This is a genomic window from Stygiolobus sp. RP850M, assembly GCF_037389295.1.
In the GTDB taxonomy this organism is placed as follows: Archaea; Thermoproteota; Thermoprotei_A; order Sulfolobales; family Sulfolobaceae; genus Stygiolobus.
Map to the genome: position 1 here is coordinate 1 of NZ_JBBHKU010000043.1, position 12316 is coordinate 12316.

At 37.9% G+C, this 12316-nt stretch carries 14 protein-coding genes and 1 pseudogene; 8 read left to right on the plus strand and 7 right to left on the minus strand.

Annotation, left to right across the window (positions count from 1 at the left end):
• The first annotated feature begins 508 nt into the window (after positions 1 to 508).
• The 4 genes from WIW52_RS04800 (at position 509) to WIW52_RS04815 (ending at position 2899) form a co-directional block, all read left to right on the plus strand.
• Positions 509 to 1246, plus strand: coding sequence for a hypothetical protein (locus tag WIW52_RS04800; protein WP_337708963.1), 738 nt, complete (start codon positions 509 to 511; stop codon positions 1244 to 1246).
• Positions 1246 to 1875, plus strand: coding sequence for an ABC transporter ATP-binding protein (locus WIW52_RS04805; RefSeq protein WP_337708966.1), 630 nt, complete (start codon positions 1246 to 1248; stop codon positions 1873 to 1875). The genes WIW52_RS04800 and WIW52_RS04805 overlap by 1 nt, the downstream gene beginning before the upstream one ends.
• A gap of 218 nt (positions 1876 to 2093) precedes the next feature.
• Entirely contained in the window at positions 2094 to 2612 is a 519-nt protein-coding gene (locus tag WIW52_RS04810) for a hypothetical protein (protein WP_337708968.1), read from the plus strand.
• A complete protein-coding gene (locus WIW52_RS04815) occupies positions 2603 to 2899 on the plus strand; it encodes a transcriptional regulator (RefSeq protein ID WP_337708969.1) in 297 nt (98 codons plus the stop codon). Before WIW52_RS04810 ends, WIW52_RS04815 begins: the two co-directional genes overlap by 10 nt.
• 155 nt (positions 2900 to 3054) lie before the next feature.
• On the opposite strand, the gene WIW52_RS04820 is transcribed toward WIW52_RS04815, so the two are convergent.
• On the minus strand, positions 3055 to 4848 hold the full coding sequence (locus WIW52_RS04820) for a hypothetical protein (protein WP_337708970.1): 1794 nt from the start codon (positions 4846 to 4848) through the stop codon (positions 3055 to 3057).
• A gap of 109 nt (positions 4849 to 4957) precedes the next feature.
• On the opposite strand from WIW52_RS04820, the gene WIW52_RS04825 reads away from it, so the two are divergent.
• Complete coding sequence (locus tag WIW52_RS04825) at positions 4958 to 5278, plus strand: hypothetical protein (protein WP_337708972.1); 321 nt, start codon at positions 4958 to 4960, stop codon at positions 5276 to 5278.
• A gap of 192 nt (positions 5279 to 5470) precedes the next feature.
• On the opposite strand, the gene WIW52_RS04830 is transcribed toward WIW52_RS04825, so the two are convergent.
• The 5 genes from WIW52_RS04830 to WIW52_RS04850 form a co-directional block, all read right to left on the minus strand.
• On the minus strand, positions 5471 to 6916 hold the full coding sequence (locus WIW52_RS04830) for an ABC transporter permease (protein ID WP_337708973.1): 1446 nt from the start codon (positions 6914 to 6916) through the stop codon (positions 5471 to 5473).
• 269 nt (positions 6917 to 7185) lie between these two features.
• On the minus strand, positions 7186 to 8622 hold the full coding sequence (locus WIW52_RS04835; RefSeq protein ID WP_337708974.1) for an ABC transporter permease subunit: 1437 nt from the start codon (positions 8620 to 8622) through the stop codon (positions 7186 to 7188).
• A gap of 1 nt (position 8623) precedes the next feature.
• The gene (locus WIW52_RS04840) at positions 8624 to 8887 is read right to left on the minus strand and encodes a hypothetical protein (protein ID WP_337708975.1); all 264 of its coding nucleotides are present in this window, start codon (positions 8885 to 8887) and stop codon (positions 8624 to 8626) included.
• Positions 8884 to 9537 carry an ABC transporter ATP-binding protein gene (locus tag WIW52_RS04845; protein WP_337708976.1) on the minus strand — a complete coding sequence of 218 codons (654 nt, stop codon included), beginning with the start codon at positions 9535 to 9537 and terminating at the stop codon, positions 8884 to 8886. Before WIW52_RS04845 ends, WIW52_RS04840 begins: the two co-directional genes overlap by 4 nt.
• Positions 9522 to 9668 carry a hypothetical protein gene (locus WIW52_RS04850; RefSeq protein ID WP_337708978.1) on the minus strand — a complete coding sequence of 49 codons (147 nt, stop codon included), beginning with the start codon at positions 9666 to 9668 and terminating at the stop codon, positions 9522 to 9524. Before WIW52_RS04850 ends, WIW52_RS04845 begins: the two co-directional genes overlap by 16 nt.
• A 576-nt stretch (positions 9669 to 10244) precedes the next feature.
• On the opposite strand from WIW52_RS04850, the gene WIW52_RS04855 reads away from it, so the two are divergent.
• From WIW52_RS04855 to WIW52_RS04865, 3 genes are all read left to right on the plus strand, one after another.
• Positions 10245 to 10469: a type II toxin-antitoxin system CcdA family antitoxin gene (locus WIW52_RS04855; RefSeq protein WP_337708979.1), complete on the plus strand. Its 225-nt coding sequence runs from the start codon at positions 10245 to 10247 to the stop codon at positions 10467 to 10469.
• A gap of 2 nt (positions 10470 to 10471) precedes the next feature.
• A complete protein-coding gene (locus WIW52_RS04860; protein WP_337708981.1) occupies positions 10472 to 10858 on the plus strand; it encodes a type II toxin-antitoxin system VapC family toxin in 387 nt (128 codons plus the stop codon).
• 337 nt (positions 10859 to 11195) lie between these two features.
• Positions 11196 to 11843, plus strand: a complete 648-nt coding sequence (locus WIW52_RS04865) for a metallophosphoesterase family protein (RefSeq protein ID WP_337708983.1) — start codon at positions 11196 to 11198, stop codon at positions 11841 to 11843.
• Positions 11844 to 11981: 138 nt separating this feature from the next.
• On the opposite strand, the pseudogene WIW52_RS04870 reads toward WIW52_RS04865, so the two are convergent.
• Positions 11982 to 12316 (minus strand): annotated as a pseudogene (locus WIW52_RS04870) (IS701 family transposase); the annotation flags it as partial.

The window sequence follows — 12316 nt, forward strand, 5'->3', positions numbered from 1 at the left end:
CACCAAGATAAAAACCCCGTGCTCACCCTTAAATAGTATTACGCGAAAACAATTTCTTACAGAACGAGAAAAGATTGTTGAATAAAATTATATTAAATTAACAAAATTGTTGACCACACTCTAGCGGAGAGATGGTGAGATGAGAACACTTGAAACAACCTAAATATCGGTATTCTTATGCTTATTTAATTTTCTTATAATTAGATATTTGAGACGACAAGTGAAAATATTCCAGCTTTCTCACTGTGATCATTATTTTCTTGGTACCTCCACCATTTTTATAATGCCTGCTAATATTTTGGTAAGGAGTTTTCAAACTAGGTCATAATCTCCTCACCAGCGACCTAGTGTTATCGGATTAATTTTGGTTTGATTTTCTATAGTAATTATTACCATCAACTTTGATCACCTTTTACTACATTAGTAAACCACGATTAAAAAGAATTTGTTTAGTTAATAGTTTTTAACTTAATCCATCGTTTTTATTACCATTTGCTGAATTTAAATTATGGAATTAGAGAAATCTATGATAAAGAGGTTTTCGTTCTCTCCAACTGCAATATCTTATTTACTCGGAATGATGTTACTGGACTCATTAGGACTTTATTTTGCACTAAATAGTATTAAAAACGTAAATGCAGGAATAATATGGTACAGTGTTGCGATATTACTGTTGGTAGCTAGTCTGTCTACAGGTTTTAGCATTACTGTAGTCTACCAGTCCTCTGCATTAGCATACTTCATGAGATTTAGTAAACTTAGAATGTCTAACTACATCCTGAGTTTGTTCATAGGTTCGCTCGTCTCAGCAGTCACGTACTCGGTAATTTTCGCAGCACTCATTACACCGTTAATAACTAAACTAACACTTAACCATTTTTACGAAATTATCAGGGTCGATAATATTCTACCTTTTATAGCCTCAACTTTAATCTCAAGTCTCTTCATCTTATCCTTGACCTTCACGATTACCGCAACACTACTGGTTAAGGTAGGTGCTAAAGCGTCGAACTACGCTTACTACATCTTCTTTTTGTTGTTAGCAATTTCAGAACTCTCGCCTTCAGCCTCATCATCACTTAACCCCTTTTACGAAGCTGAAAATATAATTTCGTATTCCCTCATCCACGACACCATAAGCCTTTACTCCGTTGAAGAAGCATCACTGGCGATAGTCTTACTGTTACTAGGGAATTTGATTTTGAAGAAGATTAAAGCACTAAGACTGGAGGAGGTGGTGTGGTGATGTTGGAGATCAAAGATTTATCTGTCGTTTTTGAGGATTTTACGGTCTTAAGAAACATTAACTTAAAACTAGACAATCAATTGTGTGTAATATTAGGTCCTAATGGTTCCGGGAAAACTACATTGTTAAGAGCTATATCTGGGATAATCCCATACAAGGGTTCAATTAAGATAAACGGCAAGGAGGTCAGGAGTGCTAAGGGAGTTTTAGAGTACTCCACAAACCTTCCAGAGGTGTACACCATAGGTAATTCCGCATGGGATACTGCGAAAATAATAGCGGAGATAAAGGGCGGAGATTTGAAAGAGTTCACAAACATCTTGGATTACCTAAACGTAGACAGAAAGGTGATACACAAGCCAATGTATAAGATGTCTAGTGGGCAGAAGAGTTTAGTATCGTTAGCACTTGCACTTTTTACGAGGCCTCAAATAGTCACTATCGACGAGCCTGTAGAGAATGTCGACGTGAATAAGAGGGATAAAGTGATATCGTTATTACGTGAAAGGGTAAAAGAGGGTATTATTGTAACACACCAAAAGAAGTTAATCGAGATGTTGTATAATAAGAAGGAAGTGATGGTTTACACGATAGTTAACGGTGAGCTTGTTGAAGGTGATAAAATGTAATAGAAAAGCGAGGGGAAAAGATGTACAGCATGCTGGGTTGGTTGCTGGTTTAGTTGTTGGACTTCGAGTGAAGTTAAAAAACCTTAACCTTAGTCTAAGTTTAAAATGTCCGATGAGAAAATTAAGTATGAGGTGAAAGAATTATCACCAGCAAGGAGATAGATATTCAAAAGTCCCTAGAAATAAGTCAAAACATTTATCATCGCGTTATGCTTAACGTGGCAAAGATAGTATTAGATTTTATAGGGCTTGGAAGTCTTACTACTTTCTTACTCACAAGCCTTGTCTCAAACCCTCTCACTTTTAACATCAGCATACTATTATTTTCTACAATATACGTGTTTATTTCTTTAAGGATGAGTAGGTTTGTGTACCCGTATGTCAAGACATTAAACTCTCATAGGTTAATAGTCAGAAAGTTTCCCTTCATGGTTAAGCTGACTTACGCAGTTTCTCTTGTAGTACTTTACGTCCTATTTCTACTCTCTTTTTACATCCCCGTCTTGTCTAATTTCCCAGCTTTCCTTGTAGGTGTCTACATATCTTTCATCGGAAGCCAGTTAATCGCTACAATAAGGTTCTTGAAAAAGGAATCCTTAGAATACGTTCTAGTGGCGTCGTATATTCTTTCAGGGGCAGCTATTATAATATCTCCTTTTCACATGATAGCCCTCTTAATTCCCCCAATCTTAACTTTTTTGTACAGATTGTTAAGGAGGGTTGAGGAATGGAGTTAGAGAAATTAATAAAACTGTTGAAGGATAATAAGGAGTTAAATGTAGGAGTTAGGTTAGGGATTCTGCTGGGTCTTTATTATACTAGGTCTGCATGGTTTAAGGAATTGTTAGATGCCACAAGGCTAAATAAGAGTGAACTGTATCAGCACCTTAAGATCTTGCATAAGAGTGGATATGTGGAGATTAAATATATCCCTACAGTTGAGGGTAAGAGGTTGAAGGTTTTTATAACTAAAAAGGGCGATGAATTAATAAGACAAGTATTAGAATTAATAAGAGAAAAGTAATCTTGTTGCTTTTAGAATCGTCCACCTTCCCAGACTACTGAAAAAAGTAGATATTCCTTAAGTTACGACCTTTTTACGTAAAGGGGTTTCCTATACGAATTTAGGAATAAGCTTATGGGATGAAAAGCATTCAAGAGACTGTAGAAAAAATAAGCTCATCTCCTTCTTAACAGGACAAATATGCCGAAAACTACTACAACTACTATTATACCGACAATTATAGGTAAGGTCGGAAAGCCTTGTGGTTTAGTCGATGTAGATGTCGATGATATTACTGATGTCGCTGTCGTGGTGGTAGAGATTGGCAAGGATGTCGTTGTTGTTGTAGTTGTCGTCGTGTTAGTAGTGGAAGGCGAGATAGTAGTAGTCGTTGTTGTTGTAGTCGTTTCAGATTGTGTAGTCGTTGTAGTCGTTGTTGTTGTAGTCGTTTCAGATTGTGTAGTCGTTGTAGTCGTTGTTGTTGTAGTTGTAGTATTCACAGGTTGCTGTACCGTAACGTTAACCATTTTGCTTACAGATGCAGAGCCGAACGCATTGCTAACTATAGCTGTAACATTATAAATCCCGCTTGAATTTACGGTATAATACGCATCCTCCCCAATACTGTAGACTCCCACAAGACTTCCGTTTACTAGAAACTTTACGTTATAAACCCCTATTAATGTTGAATTTGGATAAAATGCTGAGATAACGATAGTAGAGGATCCAATCCCCTTAATTGCATAGGCCTCTAATCTAGGCGGCGAGGGTTTTGTGAACGGTATGGTCATGAAAGACGGAGTCATGCTTAAAATTCCGCTCGTTTTCGAAAAGGTCGTAATATATGACACAATTTTGTAGTAACCTGGATACACTAGGATTCCTATGGGGGTTATTATCTGACCAATTGAGCTAGTAGGTGTTGAATACGTAGTGTATTTTATCCATTTACCTTGAATATTGACATAAGTATAAGCTGTGAAGCTAAGTAATATGGTACCGGTTACTGTTGATGCAGATAGACCGGTTACTGTTGCTGATGCAGATAGAACGAATAAAGTCGAGTTACCGAATAATTCTACATATTTAATGTTAGGGGTTACACTTATGTTTATGTTTCCTATCTGCTCTCCTAAGTAGTTATACACTACTATACTATCGTTGCTGTAAAGGACTACAAACTCGGAATTTGAGGAATTCATCACCGGTGTCGCAACTATAAAATCAGTTATGTTTTTGATAATTTCTCCGTTAGTAGTGTTTATTACAAGGATTTCATTCCCCAAGAGTTCACTCCCCACACCGCCGTTCGTTATTCCTTCTAAACTTACTGCGTCCTTACCTAAAGCTAAGGGAATCAAGGGCGTGAAGTTCTCTATTTCTAGGTTTATAACACTCCCTATTTTTCCATTATAAATACTTACAATTGTGCTATTTCCTATTGCATAAGTGTAAACACCGTTACTTATCACTTGCCAATAGCTTACATTTGACGCAATTGTACTAACGTTAAACGCTTCTCCGTTAAATGTGATGAGGTAAAGTGATACGTTTTTGAACAACAAGGGTAGTTGAAAGAGGCTGAAGAGCGAAGAAAGACTAGCGTTAGAAAGGGTGATGTTATGAGAAGTTCCTAATGCGAATAGGACTACTTTACCGTTTACTACTCCACCACTAATACTGGTAATTCCAAAGGGCAAGTCGAACATTTTACCAGAATAATTGATGAAAGATTCTGGTTTAAGCGAAATCAAGAAACCCTCGTTTGTGACGCTATATACTCCAGTTAGGTTAGTAAAAGGAATAAGGTAATGTCCTTGATAATAAATTGCTGAGGTTAACTGTGGGGCAACCATGGAAAAACTGATGTTTGTGGATTGTACTTGCGAATTAGCAGTAACTGGTAAAATTAGGATGATAAGTAGTAATATAAAAGGGGCAAACCCCTTTTGGACAAACCCCTTTTCCATGATGTGATTAACAAGTTTCAATTATATAAAATTATTCATAAGATAAAGCTGACTAAGCTAGAATGAAGTTATAATGTAATTTTAACTTCTGTACTTAAAGTGTTAACCCGTGGCAGGACTTTCCCAGCTCCACCGTAAGCTAATGGGTCATAAAAAGTCGCTTAGTAAGCCGATTAAGGGGAACATCACTACCCTAATGAGCGGTCATCGGTTTGGAGATCATCAACAACAGCTATTTCGGTTTGGTAATACCTTCAGGCGCAAACATGTTAGGACAAATTTAGAACTAATTAAAAAGACGAGTGGTTACGTAGAAGCGTTACAGTCTATGTTAACAGTAAATTTTCAGTCCCTAATTAACAATCAATCTCGTTTTAAGCCTCTCTTCCACATGTACCTAGCTGTTAGAGATACTAGCCTTGTGATTTAAACTCCATAATTTAGCCGAAACTATTGACAACGGCTCGTTTTATTATCCGTAGTGAATACAATACAGAGGGGATTGTGAATACTGAAAATGATAACCGTTAGATTTTTTTTATTTGTTAACGTTTTTAATTTCAGTAACAAGTTTCAGACGCCTTGTTATTTAGAATTTTCACAACATTGCCTTTAAAAAAAATCAAATGTCCCTTTTTCTAAAAGCTGTAACACCTAATAAGAACGGTATAACTATCCATCCAACGGAGGCAAAAGTTGAAATCATAGGATCATACTTAGTAGCCTCCGTAAATATATAATGCCTTATAAAATAGTTTACCGAACCGAATCCCATATAATACGTTATAAACGAAAGATTTGGCTTCACGAAGGGTATTAATTGTAAGATAAACGAGTTGATCAGATACGCTAGAGTCGTAATTAGTATTGTCCAATTACTTGATTTGAATAAAGCACCAACAAGATACGCCAATGATAAATAAGTTGATAGCAAGATGAAAAGGCCTACACTATTTAGGATTACAACGAAAAACGGAAACGTGATCTGGGAATAGTAATATACGGTTCCAATGAACGCTAAAACGAAGATCAAGGAAGCTAATGCGATGGTTAATGAATTCGCCGTAAACCTATTAATATATAATTCGTCTTTAGTTACCGGCCTGCTTAAAATAAATTCTAGCGCTCCACTATCTCTGGGTCTTGAGAACGACGAATAAGCCAAGTATATAACAAAAGGGGGAAATAAGAATGTAATTAGTGGGAACACGTTGTAGTAACAATAATTAAGTAAGGAAGAGCCCAATTCCGTATAAGGATAGTCTACGACACTAGTCGACATGCTACCGAAAATCAGCGTCTCGTTATTCGCTCTCAAAGGCAAATTAAGGTTTATCATCTCTAACCTGTTTGCGATTACCGGTATATTGTATCTCCCTACCACCGTCTTATTGTTGTAGTAAATGATATGAAGCGTTCCGTTAACTCGCCTCAATATTAACGTTTTACCAAATTGGGCAAAAACTATTTCCGAGGCTAAAGAACTCTCACTATAATAAGCGTTACTTGTAAGCATTATACTACTTGTGGAATTTGAGAGAAAAAGTTCAAATTGACTTCGAGTATAACCGTTACTAATTACAGAGATATTGTAAGAGAGAGCTAATATTCTAATAACCTCAGCAGGCTGATAGTATATTATTGAAGAATTGGTGCTTGTAACGTAGATTGAAGAATTGGTACTTGTAACCTGGATGTACGGAGACGGCAAGTTAGGGAATACAAAAGTTGTGTTAAAGAACCCGTTAACGTCAGCCTCTTTTACTATGTGTGTTGTATTGTGAACTACTACAACTTTTACAACACCGCTTATCGGGTTTCCTTGATTATTAAACAAATATCCTTCAATTTGAATCACGAATGAGTTATTAGAGGGATAGTAGTGTGTATCCGTTAAACCGATCATGTTAATATCATAATAGTCTGACTTATAAACGAAGGCCGTGTTAGCGTTAGAAATAAATACAGATGCTGTAAGGTATGTTGAAATAGTTGTAACAAGGGCAATTATAAGTAATGCTAATATCCTCAGAAAACTCCTCTTAAAATCGTAAATGGCTGGATGCACAGGTAAAGCTATGGTTAAAAAAATAAACTTTTTCCAAATAAGGAAAAACTAACGGGAAAACTTAGGAGTATTCGCTACTCAATATCGGTACTTTTTAAGGTAAGATATACGAATTCCTATGCAAACAATTTGACCTTCTATCCTCAGCTTTCTTATAATATAGATATCCTCATCCTAGTTCATTGGAATATAGTGGAATCTAGTCGGTGGGCTTTCTCTAAATCTACTAGCTTCATTAAACTTCCCATGTAAAGCATTTTACCAATTAATTAAATGTCCTCTTTTTTAAAGGCTACATACCCTATAATCGCTGGTACCGTTACCCATAAAGCAGCGGAGACCACACTACCTAACAGGCTTAATGATTGGCTGATATTGAAGATCTTATCGTTAATATAACTTTCTAGCACTGATGGTGGTACATAAGCGAGCCAGTACATACTAGGGGAGAATGACCCTAAAAAACTGATCACCGGTAGGACGAAGTAGAGTATTATAGGTAAAGCTAGTGCTATTTTGCTTTCCTTGGCCAATCCACCAAACATATAAGTCAGACTTACGTAAGCCGACACGTTAGTAAATATTCCTAGTGTTTCCATGATTATAATGTAACTTGCTATAGGTATCCCAGTGTAAAGTGAAATAACTAGTGCAGCAACGACGTTCACAATGACAGATGAGACGAGAACGGTCAGTAGATTTGCCATCAAACGGTTAAAGTATAAGATGCCCTTGGTAACCGGTCTAGCTAACAGGAATTCTAAAGTGCCGTTGCTCCTAGGGTTAGCAAACATTGAATAAGCTAAGTATATAGCTACAAAGGGGAAGAACCCGGCGTAAAACGCCAATGCGGAAGGATAGAATGAGAGTACTTCATGCCCTAGATAAGTAAGCGGGTATACAGGAGATCTAGACCCATATACTAATATAGGTGAACCTAATAAATAGTACTCAACCACGACACTATTAGCCCCGTTAGGTATATCGAGACTTACTATTTCGGGCTTGAAAGCACTGACGTTAACAACTTTCTTGTTCGGTAAAGGAGAGGAAGAGTTAAATTCAGAAAAATTATGGAGGAACCCTAATTCGAGTGTTAAGTTGTCAGAGGATAGTATTATCAGATGGTCGTCAAACTCTTGTAAAACTGCGATAGCACTCTCACTGCTGTTAGGAAAGATTATTGGGCTATACACACTGAATTTCCACAACTCGCTCGAATTAATTATTGGGATTACCGCATAGTTTACGCCCGATGACAGTGCACCGAAACCGGTACCAGAATACTGTGTAGAAACACTACTCCAAAACCTGGTGAGGCCGTTATATTCTACTTTTACTACGATGTTTGGAGTGCTTTCCGACATGTTTAGAGGTAACGTATATCCAATAGCTATATTAAATGTGCCTTGGCTATTTGTAACGGTGCTATTCACCACTTTTCCGTCGTTCATGACCAGGACTTCGGCGTCTGGTAAAGGTTCACCTTGGTTATTAAATACTATACCGGTAATGAACGAGTTTTTAACACTATGATAACAGAGGGCTAGTAAGTTTAAGTTCTCGTAATCTGAGGGGCCAATCCCACTTAAATTGAGTAGGAACAAGCTGACACCTATACCTGCTATGGCAAAAAAGACCAACGTTATTAATACTACGGGCTTAAGTAAGCTCCTCTTAAAGTCATAAAGGAGCGTGGAAGCCATTTTACCCACCTCGTTCATTTATTATTTTGAAAAAGAATTCCTCTAGATTACCCTTTAACCAATTTATTTCTACGACCTGATACTTTGAAAGTGCTGAGGACACTTGAGGTATATCACCCTTACAGTCTTTGATTATGATCACATTACCGTTATTGGTCACCTGACCGAACTTACTCGCTTCAGCTAGCGCTTCAGGTTTGAAGTCTCCCAAAACCACCTTTAAGTCCCTCGTCCTTACACTTTTCTTTATTTCTTCAATACTCATTTCTTGAGTATCTTTCCTTTGTGAATGAACACTACTCTATCAGCAATGGCCTCGACCTCAGATAATATATGAGAGGAGAAAAGTACAGCCTTCCCCTCTTTTTTCATCTTAAGCGCCCAATCCCTGAAGAACTGTATCCCTTGAGGGTCTAAACCGTTAAGTACCTCGTCAAAGATGAAATTTTTTGGATCAGATATGAGGGAAACAGCAAGTGCAAACCTCTTTTTCATTCCTTGGGAATAGTTCTTGAGCTTGTCCTTCTCCCTACCTGATAACCCGAGCTCTTCAAACAGTCTCTTTCCTAACTCCCTAGCTTCACTACTCCCTATACCGTAATATCCCGCTATGTAGACGAAATAGTCAAGAGCACTTGCATCTAATTCAAATATCGGTAGTTCCGGTACCCAACCTACTCGTTTTGAAGCGTTCCTCTTGTCTTTTGTTATACTAATACCGTCTATAAACTCATCGCCCGAGTTGGGTTCTAATACTCCTACAATAACCCTGATGGTCGTCGTCTTCCCTGCACCGTTCAGACCAACGAATCCAACGATTTCCCCATCATTTACTGTGAAAGTGACGTCGTCGAGAACTTTTCTTCTGCCAAAATACTTTGTAATTCTCTCTACTTTAATCATTGTTTTTTCCATCGTAAGGTTTTATTTCTACAATTTAAAGCTATTGCTAACACCCTTATAATGTCTAGAAGTATGTCGCATCCGCAATGTGTTAACCCACAGTGTGACTTTCCCTTACTTTTAATTGCTTCAAATTCCGCCATGTGGTACACCTCTTTAGGGAATAACTCCAAGTGCTGCGAGAAAGACAGAAATGGGGGAGAAGAAAGGGGATGGAAATAGCAGTTATAGAACCAAGGAAGTCAGCAATACCCCAGAGGTATAAGTAGATTCCAAGTTAGACATGGAACTGACACGGCGTTAGGTATTAAGGACAAAGATGAAGTTGAGGTCGAGTCGTTCGGAGAGAGATTGAGGTACGAAGTTAAAAATTACAGAAAATATAAGGAAGGATTATGTATTCACGTATTCGTCTTCGGTAGATATTAGAGGCGGAAATTTGAATACGGTCACGGTCTTAATTTAAACCTTCTTGTTAGCGATCAAATAACAGACCTATGTAGAAGTACTCAGTCCGTGTAAAGTTTTTTACGCTCAATATTAAAAATCCTCTCTTCAACCCTTACGTTCCTCTCACGTTGAAATAATGTAGATATTATTTTTAAAACGACAGTATGATTACCAAACGCGTTGTGGTCCTTCAGGGAAGAGTGAAAACCGTCATTGGATGCTTGCGTCGGAGAGATCAGAATATATACCAGTTTTGCGTATACAATAATATGTCAGACGTGATAAGCGTAAGGGTTAAAAAAGGATTAAAGGAAAAGGCTGAAGAGTTAGGGATAAATATTAGGGATGTGGTTGAAAAAGCTTTAGAAAAAGCCATTGAAGAGAAAGAGAAGGAGGAGTTGAAAAAGCTTGCAAGTGACATTAAACAACTAATGAAGGACGTAAGCGAAGAGGAATGGGTCGAGGCCATAAGGAGAAGTAGAGATGAAAGGTAAAGATGGAAGGCTATTTGCTTGATGCATCTGTCATATACCCTTTGTTAAATTACATAGATAAGGTTGACGTCAAAAAGGTCTACATTCTAGACCTCACCTTTTATGAAGTAGGAAATGCAATATGGAAGGATTATAGGATCCATAAGAAGGTCAAAGACCCCTTTATATTAGCTAAACTCTTTCATGAATTACTTAGGAAGTTTAACGTTTTAGGAGATTTACCAATGCAAGAGGTAATGAGGGTCGCCGTAGAGAGGGGTTTAACATATTATGACGCATCTTACGTTTTCGCGGCTATTAGCAGAGGTTTGACGTTGGTTTCTAACGATAAAGACTTGTTGGAAAAGGGCAGTGCGATATCCTTTAAAGAATTCATTAAGACACTTTAAAGGACAATCCTTTTGTCCTCGACACTACTTCCTTGAGTGTTTCAAAGGCTAACATACCGTAATGTTGAAGTCCTATTTTAACCGTCCAATTTTGAGGCATCACTTAAGACTTAAAAGGGAGAATTCCGATTATTACCTCGTGGCGTTTATTTATCACTTTTAAAGCTCCAAGAGAATAAATTCGCGTGTGAACTTGCGAATGACGTTGAAATTAATGTTACTGAAAGGTTCACGTTATCTATCAGTGAGATAAATTCGACGAATCACCAAAGCACGCTATTGCAAAAAACTTAAATGCCTCAATCTTTTTAACTCCCCAACTAAAATCTTAAGATAAATGATATTATTTATAAGCGACCTACATAAGAGCCTCGATAGTAGAGAGGAAATGGATTCGGTTAAATGGCTATTAGATATCTTAGATGAGATAAAACCAGATTACTTAATCGGGGCTGGTGATTGGGGAGAAGGGATGTCAGTAGCTGATTTTTCCGATATTCTCTCGAGGACTAAATTAATAGCAGTTTACGGTAATCATGAGAATTTCTCGATAGTGAAGAACTTCTCGATTAGAGATGGTCAAATAATGAGTGTTGGAGACATGAAGGTCACGGGGATTAACGGCCTAATAGGGGACGACGAGAATTACGGAATACCTCCTAATAAGTTCCTAAAAATAATAAGTAGGTTAAGAGACAAAAATGTAGACGTACTAATTACTCACCAACCTCCCTACCTCCCCGAAATATACCCTAAAATGAGATACAATGAGGCTGCGGAATTGATGCTACAAGCCTTAGAACAGATCAAACCTAAGCTCCACCTTAACGGTCACATGACTGACGGTTGTTACTCCTATTACGAATTCGAATGGGGTAAATACCTCAGAGTAGATAGCTCATCCAAATTCAGATGCTACGCGATAATTGATAAGGACGTAATAGTCTATCAGAGAGAAGAGGAAGTCTTCAATTTCAGTCTATAATTCCTAAATTGTAACGAGTTTTTATCTCGATCCTATTTATCTGTAAAATTAAAATGAGGAGATAAACACCTTTACCCTTCACATACGTCCTCCAATGAATTGTATCAAGATTTATCTCATAACAGCAGTTATGGGACTTTAACGTAACTTAAAAATTTTCATCAGCCCCGGCGGTCCACCTAAATAACGTTCAACAAACCTGAGGAACGCCTCCACGCTCCTCAGGTTAAGTGCCCCCACCAGCTCCCTGACGACGTTGACCATGATGGTGAAGATCGTGAGGTAGCCCTGAAGCCTCTCTCTCCTCCAGAACGAAGAGTCCTCCAGTCCAAGGGCCTTGACGTCCCTGTGGAGCTTCTCGATCTCCCACCTCATCCTCCATGCCTCCTCGATCTCCTCCTCGCTGAGCGAGAGATCGGTCGTGTAGAGGTATCTGACGTGTGTCCCGGAGTCACCTTTATATTCTTGGACTA

Coding starts and splice junctions, on each gene's coding strand:
- WIW52_RS04800 (WP_337708963.1), top strand. CDS start 509: ATGGAATTAGAGAAATCTATGATAAAGAGGTTTTCGTTCTCTCCAACT.
- WIW52_RS04860 (WP_337708981.1), top strand. CDS start 10,472: ATGGAAGGCTATTTGCTTGATGCATCTGTCATATACCCTTTGTTAAAT.
- WIW52_RS04855 (WP_337708979.1), top strand. CDS start 10,245: ATGTCAGACGTGATAAGCGTAAGGGTTAAAAAAGGATTAAAGGAAAAG.
- WIW52_RS04865 (WP_337708983.1), top strand. CDS start 11,196: ATGATATTATTTATAAGCGACCTACATAAGAGCCTCGATAGTAGAGAG.
- WIW52_RS04805 (WP_337708966.1), top strand. CDS start 1,246: ATGTTGGAGATCAAAGATTTATCTGTCGTTTTTGAGGATTTTACGGTC.
- WIW52_RS04835 (WP_337708974.1), bottom strand. CDS start 8,622: ATGGCTTCCACGCTCCTTTATGACTTTAAGAGGAGCTTACTTAAGCCC.
- WIW52_RS04850 (WP_337708978.1), bottom strand. CDS start 9,668: ATGGCGGAATTTGAAGCAATTAAAAGTAAGGGAAAGTCACACTGTGGG.
- WIW52_RS04820 (WP_337708970.1), bottom strand. CDS start 4,848: ATGGAAAAGGGGTTTGTCCAAAAGGGGTTTGCCCCTTTTATATTACTA.
- WIW52_RS04845 (WP_337708976.1), bottom strand. CDS start 9,537: ATGGAAAAAACAATGATTAAAGTAGAGAGAATTACAAAGTATTTTGGC.
- WIW52_RS04815 (WP_337708969.1), top strand. CDS start 2,603: ATGGAGTTAGAGAAATTAATAAAACTGTTGAAGGATAATAAGGAGTTA.
- WIW52_RS04840 (WP_337708975.1), bottom strand. CDS start 8,887: ATGAGTATTGAAGAAATAAAGAAAAGTGTAAGGACGAGGGACTTAAAG.